Source organism: Acidiplasma aeolicum, assembly GCF_001402945.1.
In the GTDB taxonomy this organism is placed as follows: domain Archaea; phylum Thermoplasmatota; class Thermoplasmata; order Thermoplasmatales; family Thermoplasmataceae; genus Acidiplasma; species Acidiplasma aeolicum.
Map to the genome: position 1 here is coordinate 1 of NZ_LKBG01000162.1, position 954 is coordinate 954.

Annotated in this window: 1 protein-coding gene; it reads right to left on the reverse strand. The window is 35.2% G+C overall.

Going from position 1 to position 954, the window contains the following annotated elements:
* Nucleotides 1–936 (reverse strand): MMPL family transporter (locus AOG54_RS03995; protein ID WP_269082557.1); only part of this gene is annotated, 936 nt, incomplete at its 3' end.
* Nucleotides 937–954: the final 18 nt, after the last annotated feature.

Sequence of the window (954 nt, forward strand, 5' to 3'; positions counted from 1 at the left end):
TAATGCACCTTTAGATGTTAAATTCACAGTCTGGCCAAATGGAGAACCTATTCCGTATATGTCAGAAACATAACCTGAGCTTGAAAGATTATGCTCTATTGACAGTATCTGATTATATTCTGTTGTATTATAATAATATGTATTATTTTTATGTATTACTAATGGGGATGTAAAATTTAAAATTATATACGCAGGATCAAACAAATCATAATGGAACGAATTGTTTACAACAACCAGTGATTGTATTCCGCTGCTTGGTGGCAGGAGGGTAAATACATCCATGTTTGTTGGCGTCTCGGCATAAAGTGCAAGGGATGCAAAGGTTACAACCACAAATATTACAAGTATCTTCTTTTTATTTTTAATTGTAAAATTGGCAACCTTCTCCATGGAATGCTCAAATGGAAGTTTTGAACCCTCCTTAATTTTGGCGGGATAAAATATTCTGTCCTTTAACTGTGCCATAAGGGCTATTAAAAATGTATTTGCCGCTATTATGGTAATTACAGCTGATATTGCATTGGTAAAACCGGCATCACTGAATATCGGTATATTTGAAACCCATAGAACAACGTATGATAATGCAACTGTTGCACCGGATGTAAATACTGCCTGACCGGCCCATTTGGCTGATTCTGGTATCGCATTTTTATTTCCCTTTCTTCTTTCAGATCTGTATCTTGACAGTATGTATACTGAATAATCCGATGCAATTCCAAGAATAAGTATTAATAGCAGTGTTGGCGTTATAAATGATATTTTTTTATCGAAAATGTATTTGTATATCAAACCGTTGATTCCACCACTCACCACTGCAGATAACAGGAAGATTAAAAATGGAACAAATGCGGCAACAATTGATCTGAAGTAAAGCCCAACTATAATTATGGATATTACAATACCTATTAATAATGCGATTATCATGCCACTCTGGATCTGGCTGGCAAGCTGGTC